We start from the raw sequence: 13,383 nt of genomic DNA, 5'->3' as shown, positions 1-13,383 counted from the left end.
CTCATCCCCGGTTAAACTCCACGCTCTTTTTCAAGGAGTTCATATGAGTTACTACCAGCCGGGCATTCTCGCCACCCCCGTTCCGCCTCAAGCCCGTCATATGTTCTTCGCCATCGAGTCCGCCGAAGCATTGCCGGCCGCGCTCGACAACTTGATGCAACTGGTGGACGGAAAATCGGCGGTGGTCGGCTTTGGTGAATCCCTGGTCAAGGCGCTGCACGCGCAGATCGACGGCCTGCGACCGTTTCCAGCGCTGACCGGCGTTGGCGTCGACAACCCGTCGACCCAGCACGCGCTCTGGTGCTGGCTGCATGGCGTCGACCGCGGTGAACTGCTCAATCGCAGCAACGCCATCGAAGCCGCGCTGGCACCGGCCCTGCGCCTGGTGCAGATGAACGAAACCTTTCGCCACATGACCGGCCACGACCTGACCGGCTACGAAGACGGCACCGAAAACCCGCACGACGAAGCCGCTGTGGCCGCTGCGTTGTTGGGCGAGGGCGCGGATGGCCTGGTCGGTGGCAGCTTCGCCGCGATCCAGCAGTGGCAGCATGACCTGAAGGGCTTCCACGCGATGCCGTCCCATGAACAGGACAACATCATGGGCCGTCGCTTGAGCGATAACGAAGAGCTGGATGACGCGCCGATTTCCGCCCACGTCAAACGCACCGCCCAGGAAAGCTTCGCCCCCGAGGCGTTCGTGGTCCGTCGCTCGATGCCGTGGATCGAAGGGGATCACGCGGGCCTGATGTTCCTGGCGTTCGGTTTTTCCCTCGACGCCTTCGAAGCCCAACTGCGGCGCATGAGCGGACTGGAAGACGGCATCACCGACGGTTTGTACCGCATCAGCCGCCCGATCACCGGCGGTTACTACTGGTGCCCGCCACTCAAGGACGGTCATCTGGACCTGCGCGCCTTGCGCATCGGCTAAGGATCAAGGAGAGAACATGGACGTAGTGCGCTGGGGCATGATCGGTTGTGGCAGTGTCGCTGAACGCAAGAGCGGGCCGGCCTTTTACAAGGCCCCCGGTTCGGCGCTGGTGGCGGTGATGGGGCGGCGTCTGGACGCGGTGAGCGACTACGCCGCACGCCACGGCATCGCTCGGGTTTACACCGACGCGCAAGCGCTGATCAATGATCCCGAGGTGGACGCGGTGTACATCGCCACGCCACCCGACAGTCACCACGCCTATAGCTTGATGGTCGCTGCGGCCGGTAAACATTGCTGCGTCGAAAAACCGATGTCGCTGAATGCCGGGCAAAGCCGTGAGATGCAAAAGGTCTTTGCCGACGCTGGATTGCACCTGTTCGTTTCCTATTACCGACGCTCGCTGCCGCGCTTTCAACAAGTGCGGCAGTGGTTGGAGGAAGGGCGGATCGGTGAGGTGCGGCATCTGTCCTGGACGCTGACCAAGGCGCCTTCGCCGAACGATCTGGATGGCGCTGACAATTGGCGCACCGACCCGGTCATCGCCGGTGGCGGTTACTTCGCCGACCTGGCCAGTCATGGCTTCGATCTGTTTCAGTATTTGCTCGGGGACATCGTCGAAGTCGCCGGTTTCACTGCTCGGCAGGCCGGTTTGTATGCCGCCGAAGACGCCGTCAGCGCCAGTTGGCGGTTTGCGTCGGGGGCCCTGGGCATGGGCTGCTGGAACTTCGTCGCCGACCGCCGCGAAGATCGGGTCGAGCTGATCGGCAGCCAGGGCCGGATCAGTTTTTCGGTGTTCGATGAGCACCCGGTGCAACTTGAAGCCGATGAACATCTGAGCCGGCACATCGAGCATCACGAGCACATCCAGTGGCATCACGTGCTGGGCATGAACGCGCACATCCGTGGCGAAGCGCAGCATCCGGCGGTGGCCGAACACGCGCTGAAAACCGACTGGGTGATGGACCAGATCCTCAAGCGCTGAACTCACTGAAGAAACCGATCTTTGCAGCAGCTACAGAGTCTGCGTGTGTCTGGTGAATCTAACCTTATGCTTAATCAGTATTTCTCAATGCCTGCATGGCCTCTCTAAGATCACGTCATAACTCGTTATAACAAGTGATCTGCCATGACTGATAACGTTCTATCCCTCAGCAGCATCCCGCTGCACACGCAACTGCGCGATGTGCTGCGCGCCCGCATCCTCGACGGCGAATACCCTCAAGACAGTCAGATGCCCTCCGAAAGCGAACTCGGCGCGCTGTTCAAAGTCAGCCGCATCACCGTGCGCCAGGCCTTGGGCGATCTGCAAAAGGAAGGGCTGATCTTCAAGATTCACGGCAAGGGCACCTTCGTTGCCAAGCCGAAAACCTTTCAGAACGTCAGCACGCTGCAAGGCCTCGCTGAGTCCATGACCGGTCGTGGCTACGAGGTGATCAACCGCCTGCGCAGCTTCAAATTCATCCCGGCCGACAAGCTCGTCGCCGAACGATTGCAGGTGGCCGAAGGCGAAACCGTGGCGCAGATCAAACGCGTCCGATTGATCAATCGCGAGCCGATCTCACTGGAAATCACCTACCTGCCCAAAGCCATCGGCGAACGGTTGGAGAAGGCTGACCTGGTCACCCGCGACATTTTTCTGATCCTCGAAAACGACTGCGGCCTGGCCCTTGGTCACGCCGACCTGGCCATCGACGCGGTGCTGGCCGACAGCGACCTGACCCAGGCGCTAAACGTCGAAGCCGGTTCGCCGATCATGCGCATCGAGCGCCTGACCCACGATGCCGCAGGCCTTCCCGTGGACTTCGAACACCTTTACTACCGTGGCGATGCCTTCCAGTACCGCTTGCGGATCGACCGGCAAAAAGGGGATCGGGCATGAGTAGAAATACCCTTGAACAGGAATACGACATCGTCGTGATCGGCGGCGGCACCGCTGGCCCGATGGCGGCGATCAAGGCCAAGGAGCGCAACCGTGAACTGCGGGTTTTGCTGATCGACAAGGCCAACGTCAAGCGCAGCGGCGCGATCAGCATGGGCATGGACGGCCTGAACAACGCGATCATTCCCGGCCACTCGACACCGGAGCAGTACACCAAGGAAATCACCATCGCCAACGACGGCATCGTCAATCAGGCCGCCGTCTATGCCTATGCGACCCACAGCTTCGAAACCATCGAACAGCTGGACCGCTGGGGCGTGAAATTCGAGAAGGACGAAACCGGCGACTACGCGGTGAAAAAGGTCCACCACATGGGCGCCTACGTGTTGCCGATGCCGGAGGGGCACGACATCAAGAAAGTCCTGTATCGCCAGTTGAAGCGGGCGCGGGTCAGCATCACCAATCGGCTGGTTTGCACGCGATTGCTGACGGACGAAGAGGGCGCAGTCAACGGTGTGATGGGTTTCGATTGCCGAACCGCCGATTTCCATGTGATCAAGGCCAAAGCCGTAATCCTGTGCTGCGGCGCAGCCGGACGTCTGGGCCTACCGTCATCCGGTTACCTGATGGGCACTTATGAAAACCCGACCAACGCCGGCGACGGCTACGCCATGGCTTATCACGCCGGGGCCGAACTGGCGAACCTCGAATGCTTCCAGATCAACCCGTTGATCAAGGATTACAACGGCCCGGCCTGCGCCTACGTCACCGGCCCGTTGGGCGGCTACACCGCCAACAACAAGGGCGAGCGCTTCATCGAGTGCGACTACTGGAGCGGGCAGATGATGTGGGAGTTCCACCAGGAACTCGAAAGCGGCAACGGCCCGGTGTTCCTCAAACTCGATCACCTGGCCGAGGAAACCATCCAGAACATCGAAGAGATCCTGCACAGCAACGAACGCCCAAGCCGCGGCCAGTTCCACGCCAATCGCGGCACCGACTACCGCACGCAGATGGTCGAGATGCACATCTCGGAAATCGGCTTTTGCAGCGGCCACTCGGCGTCCGGCGTGTGGGTCAACGAGAAGGCCGAGACTTCGGTCAAGGGTCTGTACTCGGCGGGTGACATGGCGGCGGTGCCGCACAACTACATGCTCGGTGCGTTCACTTATGGCTGGTTTGCCGGCACCAACGCGGCGGATTTTGTCGTCGGTCGCGAGTTTTCAGCGGTCGATGCCCGGCAGATCGAAACGGAAAAATTGAGGGTCTACGCGCCACTGGATCGCGAACACGGCCTGCCGCCCGCGCAAGTGGAATACAAGCTGCGGCGTTTTGTGAACGACTACCTGCAACCGCCGAAAGTGACCAAGAAGATGCAAATCGGCCTGCAACGCTTCAGCGATATCCAGCGCGACCTGGATCAGATCAAGGCGCACAACGCCCACGAACTGATGCGCGCCATGGAAGTCAGCATGATCCGCGACTGCGCCGAAATGGCCGCCCGCGCGTCCTTGTTTCGCGCTGAAAGTCGCTGGGGGCTTTACCACTATCGGGTCGATCATCCGCAACGCAACGACAGCGACTGGTTCTGCCATTGCCACCTGAAGAAGGGTGACGACGGCCAGATGACCAGTTTCAAGAAAGCCGTCGAGCCTTACATCATCCCGCTCGACGCCGAAGAAATGCAGGCCTACGACCGACTGCGGGTCGGCGCTTTTGCTGCCTGAGTATTACAAAAGAGAGAACCGTGAAATGGCCTACCAACCCCAGGAAATCTTCTTCCGCTCCAACGCGCCGGTCACGGTCGATGTAGACCTTTGCATCGCCCACAAAGGCTGCACCGTGTGCGTCGACGTATGTCCGATGGATCTGCTGGCGATCAACCCGGCCACGCAAAAGGCCTACATGGCCTTCGACGAATGCTGGTACTGCATGCCGTGTGAAAAGGACTGCCCGACCGGTGCCGTGAAAGTCGAAATCCCATATCTATTACGTTGAAACACCGACCTGTAGGAGCCGGCTTGCTGGCGAAAGCGGTGGGTCAGGCAACTGATTTATCGACTGGCAGGACCGCTATCGCCAGCAAGCCGGCTCCTACAGTGGATCGAGGCCAGCCGCAAATCTTGCGTACACCGGAAAACCTGTGGGAGCCGGGCTTGCCCGCGATGAGGCCGCCACAGACAACAAAATAGCTACCCGGCAACACCGGACGCTTGCTTCAAAACACCCCTCGTTTCCCACCACGCCCTGATCGTGGCGGAGACGAACATCCTATAAATGATTCGAGGGGATTCACCATGTCTTTGCCAACATTGCTGCGTGCCGCATTTGCCGGTCTGGTACTGGCTTCATTCACCCTGTCGGCCTCGGCCGAAACCATCCGCATTGCCATCGGCACCCAGGACACCACGATCAACTGCGCCGCCGGCGGTCTGTTGATTCGCGAACTAGGCCTGCTGGACAAATACCTGCCCCACGACGGCCAGTACAAGGACGCCCAGTACGAAGTCGAGTGGAAAAACTTCACCAGTGGCGCGCCGCTGACCAACGAGATGGTCGCCGGCAAACTCGACTTCGGTGCCATGGCCGACTTCCCCGGTTCGTTCAACGGTGTGGCGTTCGAAACCGCCGGCAAACACAGCCTGTTCATCAGCGTGCTGTCGGGCAGCATCAAGGGCAGCGGCAATGGCATCGTGGTGCCGAGCGCGTCGGGCGTGCAGTCCCTGGCGGAGCTCAAGGGCAAGACCATTTCCGTGCCGTTCGCCTCGACAGCTCATGGCATGTTGTTGCGGGCCGTGGCGGCGCAAGGCTGGGATCCGCTCAAAGACGTGAACATCATCGCCCAGCCGCCGGAAGTCGCCGGCTCGGCATTGCAGGCTGGCAAAATTGACGCCCACGCTGACTTCGTGCCGTTCGCCGAACTGTTCCCCAGCCGTGGTTTCGCTCGCAAGATCTATGACGGTTCCCAGGCGGGCGCACCGACTTTTCATGGCGCACTGGTCGATCAGAGCTACGCGAAAAAGTACCCGGAAATCGTCGTCGCTTACCTGCGCGCAAGCCTCGAAGCCAACCAGTTACTGGCCGCTGAGCCGGAGAAGTACAGCGAGCTGATCGCCAAGGTCACCGGCGTCGATGCCGAGGTCAATTACCTGTTCCATGGCCCGCTGGGCGTGCAAACCCGCGACCTCAGCTGGAAACCCGAATACCGTCAGGCCGTCGGTACTGCCATCGACACCCTCAAGCTGTTGAAAAAGGCGGATCGCGGTCTCGATCTCAATACCTTTATCGATGACCAATACATCCGCTCCGCGTTCAAGGCGTCGAACCTGGATTACTCCGCGCAACTGGCCAACTACGGGCAGACGCCGCTCAAAGCGGTGGATGCATTGAGCGGTAAAGCCATCACCGACTTCAGCCATGTGGCCGAGATCTGGGTGCGCGGGGAACCGAAAGTCCGCCAGTACGCCTCGGCGGAAGCGGCGTTTACCGCTTTGGCGAGCCTGAAGCAGGAAGGCAAAAACATCCGCGCCGTGTATGCCCAGGCGAGTGACAGCGGGATCAAATTGCTCGCGGATCAGGCGTGGTTTGCCAGTGATGCCAAGGGTCGCCTCAGCGCATTCCTGCTCAAAGGCCAGGCCCAACAATTCGCCACGGCCCAAGGCGGCAAAGTCCTCGACTTCACCGACGCCACCACCCAGGCCGTCGCCGCCCGCTAACCCCAAAACACCGCAATTCCCCTGTAGGAGCGAGCCTGCTAGCGATGATGGACTGACATTCAGCATCGATGTCGACTGACTCACCACCGTCGCGAGCAAGCTCACTCCCACAAGGAATCGAAGGCGATGCAAATACCAGATTCACCAGCGATCAACTGTGGGAGCGAGCTTGCTCGCGATGGCGGACTGACATTCAGCATCGATGTCGACTGACCCACCGCCATCGCGAGCAGGCTCACTCCCACAGTGAACTCGGTTGAGAGAGAAAATTATGTACCGATCATATATTCGCTGGATCCCCCGAGCCGCCTCGCTGCTGCTCTGCCTTCTGTTCTGGCAACTTGCCGCCAGCCACCACTGGAACCTCGGCCTGGTCACCTTCGCCAACGTCCCGACGCCACTGGCGGTCATTCAGGCTGCCCTCGGCCTCGGCGATTCCGGCAAGCTCGCCCAGCACCTGAGCAGCAGCCTGAGCCGGGTGTTCGCCGGTTACCTGGCAGCGTTGATCATCGGCATCGCGTTGGGCCTGGCCATCGGCCGTTCGAAATGGGCCGAAGATTTACTGCTGCCACCCCTGGAAGTCCTGCGCCCAATCCCCGCCGTCGCCTGGATCCCCCTGGCCATCCTGATGTTCCCGTCCTCGGAACTGTCGATGGTTTTCATCACCTTCACCGGCGCGCTGTTCCCGATCCTGCTCAACACCGTGCACGGCGTCGAAGGCGTCGACCCACGCCTGATCGCCTCGGCCAGAAGCCTCGGGGCAGGGCGCCGGGCGATTCTGCTGGAGGTGATCCTGCCTGGCGCCGCGCCGAGCATCATCACCGGCCTCGCCATCGGCATGGGCACCTCGTGGTTCTGCCTGGTGACCGCGGAAATGATCTCCGGCCAATACGGCATCGGCTATTACACCTGGGAGTCCTACACCATCCAGAACTACGCCGACATCGTCGTCGGCATGTTGCTGATCGGCGTACTCGGGATGGGCAGCAGCCTGCTGATCAAACGTCTCGGCGGGCTGTTCACGCCGTGGCACCGACCACGAGGAAAAGCCTGATGAGCGTGATGCAAACCCCTGAAGGGCGGATCGACATCCGCCAACTGTCCATCGTCCTCGGCGAAGGCCAGCAGGCTTTCGAAGCCGTGCAAGGCCTCGATTGCCAGATCGAACCGGGGCAATTCGTCTGCATTCTCGGCCCGTCCGGTTGCGGCAAATCGACCTTGCTCGGCGCACTGGCCGGGCATCTGCAATCGTATACCGGAACACTGAAAGTCGACGGCGCCCAAGTCTCGGCCCCATCGCCCCAGCGTGGCATGGTCTTCCAGCACCACACCCTGTTTCCTTGGCGCACTGTGCGTGACAACGTCGCCTTCGGCCTGAAAATGCGCGGCATCGACAAAGCCGCGCGCCACAAGGCCGCCGATGAAATCCTTGCGTTGGTAGGCCTCAAAGGCTTCGCTGAGCGCTGGCCTGACCAGCTCTCCGGCGGCATGCAACAACGAGTCGAGATCGCCCGGGTGCTGATCAATCGCCCGCGCCTGTTACTGATGGACGAACCCTTCGGCGCCCTCGACGCCCTGACCCGGCTGAACATGCAGGAACTGCTGCTGGACATCTGGACACGAATCCGCACCACCGTGGTGTTCGTCACCCACGACATCGACGAAGCGTTGTTCCTCGCCGATCGCCTGCTGGTCATGAGTTCGCGCCCCGGTCGAATCATCGAAGACCTGCGCCTCGACTTCCCCCGGCCACGCACCACCGAACTGGTGACGAGCCATGCGTTCTCCCGCCTGAAACGCCATTGCCTCGAATTACTGCGTCACGAAGACGGTCGGCAGTTACCGCGCCTGAACCCTCTCGGACTTCCTCCTGAAAACAAACTGCCGCGATTTGCCCTATGACCTCTCTATTCGATGTAACCGACAACGACGACATTCTCGCCCTGCAACCGCGCCTCACGGATGAAGATCCTGGCGTGCGCAGAATTGCCCTGATCGAACTGGCCGACCTCGAAGAACCGGACGGCCTGTTGTGGCTGGTCAATCGCCTGGCCGAAGACCCGACCGAAGAGGTCCGCGCTGAAGCCGCGCGATTGCTCGAAGCCTGGGAGGACGAACCGGTGGTTGAAGCGCTGTGCCAGGCCCTGACTGATCCATCCTTGGCGGTGCAGGCTGCTGCCGCACAAAGCCTCAGCCTGCTCAAGACCGAAGCCGCGGGCAGGGTGATTCTGCCGTGGACCGGGCATGCCGACGTCAGCGTGCGCATCGCCGCGTTCAGGGCCTTGCGCGAGTTGCGTTTTCCCGATGCTGCCGCTGCCGCCGTCGTTGCCTTGAACGATGAAGATGCCGGCGTGCGGCGCGAAGCGGTCGGCGTGCTTGGCTGGCTCAAACAACTCGATGCCTTGCCAGCCCTGGCGAAATTGGCCAGCGACGACCCGGACACCGAAGTCCGCCGCGCCGCCACCGGCGCCCTCGGCCTGGCCTCCGATGCGCAAGTGCTGCCGGCCCTGCGCCAGGCCTTGCAGGACCACGCCTGGCAAGTGCGCGAAGAAGCCGCGACCACCTTGGGCAAGGTCGGTCACGTTGACGCCGGTTCTGCCCTGGTCGACGCCTTGAGCGACGATTACTGGCAAGTCCGCCTGCGCGCCACCCGCAGCCTCGGTCGTTTGCGTTACGTCCCGGCCCTCGATGCGCTGATCGATACCCTCGGCCACCGCATCAGCAACCTGCGCAAGGAAGCTGCGCTGGCCCTCGGCGAACTGAACGATAAAGGCGCCATCGCACCCTTGCAGGCCGCTCAGGACGACGGCGACCCGGAAGTGCGCAAAGCCGTGCGCATTGCCTTGAGCCAGCTGCAATGAACCCGGTGGCGATTGGTAATTCTCAAGGTAAACAACAGCTGCGGTTGAACTGGCCCGACGGGCGCGAGCAGTTGCTGGATCATGTTGAGTTGCGCCGCCAGTGCCCGTGTTCGCAATGCCGGGCGTTTCGATTGCAGGGGCTGACGGTGAAAGTCGATGAGCGCATCCGCGTGATTGAACTCAACCAGCAAGGTTACGGCCTGCAACTGATCTTCAGCGATGGCCACGAACGCGGAATCTACCCGTGGCCTTACCTCTCAGCCCTGTAGGAGCGAGGCTTGCCCGCGAAGTCGGTGTGTGAGATACGCCGCCTTCGCGGGCAAGCCTCGCTCCTACAGGAATTGTTGGGGGTCAGAAGGATTTACTGATGCTTGCTACTACCGTGGCGCTGCACACGTCGTCGAACCCCCAGTTGCTGGTGCACTGGCTTTTTGACAGGTCAGTGTCGATGTAACTCAAGTTCAGCATCACACCAGCCAGTTCGTGGGACAGTTTGACTTCCCATTCGCGGTACGAGTCTTCGGCCTGGCCTGACATCGAGTACAGGTGCGGGTCCTTGAAATCCATGTTGCCGTATCGCAATTTCAGGCCTGTGTCGTAAGGCAACTCGGTTTCATAACCGACGTAGCTGTACAACGAACTCTGTTTACTGTCGATGCCCGGCGCATCGGCGGAGTAATAGGCCGCCAGCTTCACGCCATAAGCGCTGAGGATTGCGTAGGTCTCACCCTGGTTGAACTGACTTTCCTTGGGGTAAGCGTATTTGAGATAGCCAAGGTCCAGGCTGACTGCATCGGTCGCCTGCCAGAGCCAACCGGCGTAGTAATCGACTTCCTGTCGGGTCTTCAAACCGCCGCCGAAATCGACGTTTGAACTCCATGCGCCGAGGTACAGGCCGCTGCTGTGCGCCAGGGTCAGACCGGCCTGCACCGCAGGATCGTTCTGGGTTTGCGAAATGCCCCGGGTGCGGTAGTCGCTGGCCAGGGTCAGATCGACCAGCAGGGCGAAGTCGTCATTCAAGGGCAGCGCCTGGCTGCTCAAGGGAAGAAGGCTCAAGGAACCGAGGGCGAACAGGGTGAAAGCGTTCATGGGGTGCGTCCCGTTATTGTGATTGTTATGGGCAGATTTTTGCGGCAAGGCTGCGCCGACCCCCGGTGACAAACGCGGGGTGCGGGCAGTGGATACAGATGATTTTTCTTAGAGCGTCGGTGCGTAGACTTCGCGACCGGCGAACCAGGTTTGCAGCACCTGGGTGTCATGCAGGGCTTTGTTGTCGACGCTGAACACGTCGCGGTCCAGCACGATGAAATCGGCTTGCTTGCCAGGGCTCAGCGAACCGATCTGCTTCTCCAACCCGATGGTGCGTGCAGCGTTCAGGGTGTAGGCGTAGAACATCGTTTCGCGGTCAATACGCTCATCGGCATTCAACACGCCCAGCGGGCCTTCGCGGGTGATGGCCTGGGCCATGGCGTTCCATGGATTGGGAGAGGACACCGCCCAGTCACTGGCACCGGCGATGGTCGCGCCTTGTTTGAGCAATGAGTGCGCCGGGTATTGGTAACGGAAGGCGAGCGCACTGACATACGGCTTGATCATGTCCAGGGTGTACTCGTCGGCGCTGGCCCACAGCAGTTGCATCGAGGCGATGACGTTGAGCGGTTTGAACCGCGCGAACTCTTTCGGGTTGACCATTTGCAGGTGGGTGATCGAGTGGGTCACGCCGCTCTGGCGGTCCTTGCGCGCCTGGGCGATACCGTTCAGCGATTCACGCACCGCGCGGTCGCCGATGGCATGGATGTGCACCAGCCAGCCACGCTGATCGATGGCGCTGACCAATTCGCCAAAGTGTTTCGGATCGATCAGCAGTTCGCCCTGTTTGTGCGAGTTGCTGTACGGATCGATCATCGCCGCGCTCTGCGCCGGGTATTCGATCACGCCGTCGGCGAAGATCTTGACCCCGGGCAAGGTCAGGTTCGGGATGCCCTGGAATTGCTGGCGTACCTTGTCCAGGGTGTCGAGATCGGCCGGCACGCTTTTCGGATTGGCCACCAGCAACGCGGCGACGTGGGCGCTCATGCCGCCGCTTTCGGCCAACGCTTTGTACACCGGCAGTACGCCGACGGTGTTCTCCGTGGGTTTGAGCGCGAACACCGGCTCGCCGGGGGCGGCGTTGGCGGCGGGGTCCATCCACGCGGTGATGCCCAGGCTGTTGTTGTAGTGCACGGCGGATTGCGCGGCTTTCAACATGTCGGCGGGGCTCGGCACTGGCATCTTTGAGGCGACGCGATCCCAGCCGGCGTCCACCAGGAAACCGTTGGGACTGCCATCGGCGAGTTTGCCGATGGTGTCTTTTTCCGCCTCCGGCAGTTTCTTCAGCAGCGCTGCATCAATGCCTGCGCGCTGCAGCATCACGTTGTTGGCCCACGCGGTGTGGTGATCGCTGCCGGTGAACACCACGGGCACCTTGGCCCACTCGCCACTGTTGAATTTCTGGCCGAAGGCTTCGGCCTGGGCCCAATAAGCCGAACTCATGCCGGCCACGCTCAACACATCACCATGTTTCGCTTTGCCGTCGTCACGCCAGGCTTTCAGGCGTTTTTCCAGTTCGTCGAGGTCGACCACCTCGTCTTCCATATTGGCCGAGGCCATTTCCAGACCGCCGAATATGGCGTGGGAATGACTGTCGATCAGGCCGGGCATCAGGGCTTTACCGCCGAGGTCGACGACTTTGGTCCCCGACGCGATCAGGGCCTTGATCTGCGCATCGCTGCCGACTTGCAGCACTTTTCCGTCCTGCACCGCCAACGCTTGCACCTTCGGTTGGGCGCGGTCGGCGGTGAAAATCTTGCCATTGATCAGCACCAGATCGGCCGCTGCCATGGCTTCCATCGAGGCAAAACTGACTGCGACCATCAATAGATTCGGAATGAATCTTTTCATTGAATGTTTCCTTGTTATTGCGTCTGATGGCCAGATTAGTGGCTTGTCATGGCCAGCAGAACGCCTCGCTCACGAAAAACGTTTTTGCCTGAATGGAAAAAATATGGACAAGTTGGGAGCATTGAAAATGTTCGTGGTCACGGCGCAACTCGGCAGTTTCAGCCGCGCTGCCGAGCAGCTGGGCAAGACCCCGTCGGCCCTGACCAAAGCGGTCAATCACCTCGAAGCGGAGCTCGGCGCTCGCTTGTTCGAGCGCAGCACCCGGCGGATTTTGCTGACCGAATCGGGTCGTCTTTATCTGGAAACCGCGCGCCAGGTGTTGCAGCGGCTGGAGGAGGCTGGCGAGGAAATCGAGCAGCTGCAGCATGGCCTGCGCGGCAACCTGAAAATCACCGCGCCGCTGGCGTATGGGCAGGCTTTTCTCGATCAGGTGTGCGGCGGCTTTCTGGAGCAATACCCGCAGATCAACCTGCAAGTGGACCTGTGCGATGAGTTCGTCAACCTGCTGGAAAGCGGCTACGACCTGGCGTTGCGCGAGGGCCATGACGACTTGCCGGGGCTGATTGCCCGCGTCGTCGGCAGCAATCGGCTGGCGTTGTGCGCCAGCCCTGAATATCTGGCGCGCAAGGGGTTGCCGGTCACGCCGGACACCCTCGATGACCACGAATGGCTGCTCTACCGTCATCCGTTGCTCAGCCGCGAATTCTGGTGGGCCGAGCGCGACGGGCAGCGCTTGAGCCTTCCGCAACCGCAATCACCACGGTTGCGCAGCGACAATTACGATCTGCTACTGGCCAACGCACTGGCCGGGCGCGGCGTGTTGCACACGCCGTTGTGGAGCGCCGCGCCGTACATCGCCGATGGGCGGTTGGTGCAGGTGATGGCCGATTACGTCATCGATCCGGACAGCTTCGGCTCGTACATCCTGGCGGTGTACCCCAGTCATCGGCGGGCAACCGCCAAAGTGCTGGCTTTCATCGATTACATCGCAGGGTTTCTGGCGTCGCGTGGCTTGAGCTGACTGGCGGTCCTTGCCAGGAAAATGCCGAAAGAGTA

The 13,383-nt window shown here is 61.0% G+C and carries 13 protein-coding genes; 11 read left to right on the top strand and 2 right to left on the bottom strand.

Annotated features, from left to right (window positions below; translation table 11 throughout):
- Positions 1 to 43 precede the first annotated feature (43 nt).
- The 10 genes from K0F88_RS27005 (at position 44) to K0F88_RS26960 (ending at position 9,656) form a co-directional block, all read left to right on the top strand.
- Positions 44 to 931 (top strand): Dyp-type peroxidase, encoded by an 888-nt coding sequence (locus K0F88_RS27005; protein ID WP_219097262.1) that lies wholly within the window; start codon positions 44 to 46, stop codon positions 929 to 931.
- 16 nt (positions 932 to 947) lie between these two features.
- Positions 948 to 1,913 (top strand): Gfo/Idh/MocA family protein, encoded by a 966-nt coding sequence (locus tag K0F88_RS27000; protein ID WP_219097261.1) that lies wholly within the window; start codon positions 948 to 950, stop codon positions 1,911 to 1,913.
- A 144-nt stretch (positions 1,914 to 2,057) separates the two neighbouring features.
- Positions 2,058 to 2,810, top strand: a complete 753-nt coding sequence (locus K0F88_RS26995; RefSeq protein ID WP_219097260.1) for a GntR family transcriptional regulator — start codon at positions 2,058 to 2,060, stop codon at positions 2,808 to 2,810.
- Positions 2,807 to 4,537 (top strand): fumarate reductase/succinate dehydrogenase flavoprotein subunit, encoded by a 1,731-nt coding sequence (locus K0F88_RS26990; RefSeq protein WP_219097259.1) that lies wholly within the window; start codon positions 2,807 to 2,809, stop codon positions 4,535 to 4,537. Before K0F88_RS26995 ends, K0F88_RS26990 begins: the two co-directional genes overlap by 4 nt.
- Before the next feature lie 25 nt (positions 4,538 to 4,562).
- Positions 4,563 to 4,808: a ferredoxin family protein gene (locus tag K0F88_RS26985; RefSeq protein WP_219097258.1), complete on the top strand. Its 246-nt coding sequence runs from the start codon at positions 4,563 to 4,565 to the stop codon at positions 4,806 to 4,808.
- A gap of 299 nt (positions 4,809 to 5,107) precedes the next feature.
- Complete coding sequence (locus K0F88_RS26980) at positions 5,108 to 6,526, top strand: ABC transporter substrate-binding protein (protein WP_219097257.1); 1,419 nt, start codon at positions 5,108 to 5,110, stop codon at positions 6,524 to 6,526.
- Between the two features lie 271 nt (positions 6,527 to 6,797).
- Positions 6,798 to 7,580 (top strand): ABC transporter permease, encoded by a 783-nt coding sequence (locus K0F88_RS26975; protein ID WP_219097256.1) that lies wholly within the window; start codon positions 6,798 to 6,800, stop codon positions 7,578 to 7,580.
- A complete protein-coding gene (locus K0F88_RS26970) occupies positions 7,580 to 8,428 on the top strand; it encodes an ABC transporter ATP-binding protein (RefSeq protein WP_219097255.1) in 849 nt (282 codons plus the stop codon). Before K0F88_RS26975 ends, K0F88_RS26970 begins: the two co-directional genes overlap by 1 nt.
- Positions 8,425 to 9,387 (top strand): HEAT repeat domain-containing protein, encoded by a 963-nt coding sequence (locus K0F88_RS26965; protein WP_219097254.1) that lies wholly within the window; start codon positions 8,425 to 8,427, stop codon positions 9,385 to 9,387. Before K0F88_RS26970 ends, K0F88_RS26965 begins: the two co-directional genes overlap by 4 nt.
- Positions 9,384 to 9,656, top strand: coding sequence for a DUF971 domain-containing protein (locus K0F88_RS26960; protein ID WP_219097253.1), 273 nt, complete (start codon positions 9,384 to 9,386; stop codon positions 9,654 to 9,656). The genes K0F88_RS26965 and K0F88_RS26960 overlap by 4 nt, the downstream gene beginning before the upstream one ends.
- Before the next feature lie 82 nt (positions 9,657 to 9,738).
- Here the strand turns inward: K0F88_RS26960 and K0F88_RS26955 are convergent, their stop codons facing one another.
- Both K0F88_RS26955 and K0F88_RS26950 read right to left on the bottom strand, forming a co-directional pair.
- A complete protein-coding gene (locus K0F88_RS26955) occupies positions 9,739 to 10,476 on the bottom strand; it encodes a TorF family putative porin (RefSeq protein WP_219097252.1) in 738 nt (245 codons plus the stop codon).
- 108 nt (positions 10,477 to 10,584) lie between these two features.
- Positions 10,585 to 12,327, bottom strand: coding sequence for an amidohydrolase (locus tag K0F88_RS26950; protein WP_219097251.1), 1,743 nt, complete (start codon positions 12,325 to 12,327; stop codon positions 10,585 to 10,587).
- 103 nt (positions 12,328 to 12,430) lie between these two features.
- On the opposite strand from K0F88_RS26950, the gene K0F88_RS26945 reads away from it, so the two are divergent.
- Positions 12,431 to 13,348 carry a LysR family transcriptional regulator gene (locus tag K0F88_RS26945; protein WP_219097250.1) on the top strand — a complete coding sequence of 306 codons (918 nt, stop codon included), beginning with the start codon at positions 12,431 to 12,433 and terminating at the stop codon, positions 13,346 to 13,348.
- The last annotated feature ends 35 nt before the right edge of the window (positions 13,349 to 13,383 follow it).

The sequence above is a fragment of the Pseudomonas sp. UMAB-40 genome, from assembly GCF_900095275.1.
GTDB lineage: Bacteria > Pseudomonadota > Gammaproteobacteria > Pseudomonadales > Pseudomonadaceae > Aquipseudomonas > Aquipseudomonas mandelii_B.
The sequence above is the reverse complement of the archived record's forward strand: the minus strand, read 5'-3'. Positions and strand labels throughout refer to the sequence as shown.